Source organism: Pontibacter vulgaris, assembly GCF_022758145.1.
Classification (GTDB): domain Bacteria; phylum Bacteroidota; class Bacteroidia; order Cytophagales; family Hymenobacteraceae; genus Pontibacter; species Pontibacter vulgaris.
Genome location: NZ_JAJVDH010000025.1, coordinates 1 through 1476, shown reverse-complemented (window position 1 = coordinate 1476; position 1476 = coordinate 1). Strand labels below are relative to the sequence as shown.

Below are 1476 nucleotides of genomic sequence, written 5' to 3'. Positions count from 1 at the left end.
TCAGGTTCAGGTACACATGATCAAACTTATCGGCATTTAAATACATTACCCCGTACATGATCACAAACGATACGCCTAGCATCAACAAAAACTTCATATAATTTCCCTTTTCCATTTTTTTAACTGTTAAAGTATAATTGTTCGCCTATAAGACTTCTTCAAGTAAGCAACGTTGCTTCTTGTTCAGGTATACCCATATGGCTATACTCAGGTTCATCTATAAATTCATAAAGCCACTCCAACAGCTGTCGGAGTGGCTTTATGAATAAAAATATGCTTCTTGGCTACACCTACATAGCAACGGGTACTGTTACTTTCAACTTGTCCCAGCTTATGTTAATGGCTCCTATGCTATCAGCCTCTGACACGATCTGGTAACGGAGTCGCTCCTGTGGCTGCGCTGCTGCTTCAGGTTTTACGGTAACGCGCAATATGTCTTCCTTCTCCGTGTAGTCGTCAGTCAGGTGCTGCTCCCAGTTTTTGTTGATGATGATAGTCCACTCCTCCTTTCCAGGAACGGTGAACAAGGCATACTTGCCTGCTGGCAGTAGCTTTTCTCCTATGGTGATGTCTTTATCCGTTGTCAGGCTGGTGGCTGAGTGCGCTCCTGTCACCCATACCTGGTCGTAAGCTACCAGGCCGCCCCAGATGTTGCGTCCGCGCACGGCTGGTGAATGGTAATTGATGGTCAGGTGCGCATTGCCTACCATACCATGGGCTTCTGCTTTCAGACTGCCTTTTAATGTATCAGGTTCCGGTTGATCCTGTATAATGACAGCGCCTTCGCTCATTTTAGGGGTATGATTGGCGTGCTGTGTTTCTTCTGCTGGTACTTCCAGTTCTTTAGCTGCCTGGTTGCAATAGGACAGGGAGGCGCAAAATATAAGAGCAAAAAAGCTGTTTGTAATTTTGGGGTTCATGGTATAAGGGTTGCAGTATGGGTATTACACCGGCTTTGACAAGGTAAGCAATACCTATTGTTCGATGTAAGTGAAGGCTAAAGCTACAAATTTTATACTCCGGATGAAACGGCATTTAAATAAAGAGCCCGGCTGACGTTTCCAGCAGCCGGGCTTGTAAATATCCAGTCAGATCAGGCTGACTTACTACATGTTATGGTGCTTGGTCGGTATACCGTGCTCATTCAAGAATGCAGCTAGCTCCATTATTTCCTGCGCTTGCTCTTCAATGATCATTTCAGCCTCCTCCAAGGCCATTTCATCATTCCCCCACTTCAATTCTGTGTTTGACATGGCAAGTGCTCCTTCGTGATGGCAGATCATCAGCTGCGCAAAATCAACATCCGGATCAGGCGTGTCCTTTACAGAACGCATGCAGTGCATCATAGCCATCATGCCTTTCCGCATTTCCATCATAAACATCTTGCACTCCTCCTTCGAGAGTGGTTCCGCCCCTGGATGCGATGCCAGAAATGTTTCAAGACGTGCTTTGCTTTCCATGTTGCCTATCTTCGTT

General features: G+C 45.9%; 2 protein-coding genes. Both read right to left on the bottom strand.

Annotated features, from left to right (window positions below; genetic code table 11):
* Positions 1–290 precede the first annotated feature (290 nt).
* Positions 291–920 carry a DUF2911 domain-containing protein gene (locus LWP20_RS18140; RefSeq protein ID WP_242929593.1) on the bottom strand — a complete coding sequence of 210 codons (630 nt, stop codon included), beginning with the start codon at positions 918–920 and terminating at the stop codon, positions 291–293.
* Positions 921–1106: 186 nt separating this feature from the next.
* The gene (locus tag LWP20_RS18135) at positions 1107–1460 is read right to left on the bottom strand and encodes a DUF305 domain-containing protein (protein WP_242929594.1); all 354 of its coding nucleotides are present in this window, start codon (positions 1458–1460) and stop codon (positions 1107–1109) included.
* Positions 1461–1476 lie beyond the last annotated feature (16 nt).

Bases quoted from the DNA above. Each gene is read 5' to 3' on its own strand.
- LWP20_RS18140 (WP_242929593.1), bottom strand. From the start codon at position 920: ATGAACCCCAAAATTACAAACAGCTTTTTTGCTCTTATATTTTGCGCC.
- LWP20_RS18135 (WP_242929594.1), bottom strand. From the start codon at position 1,460: ATGGAAAGCAAAGCACGTCTTGAAACATTTCTGGCATCGCATCCAGGG.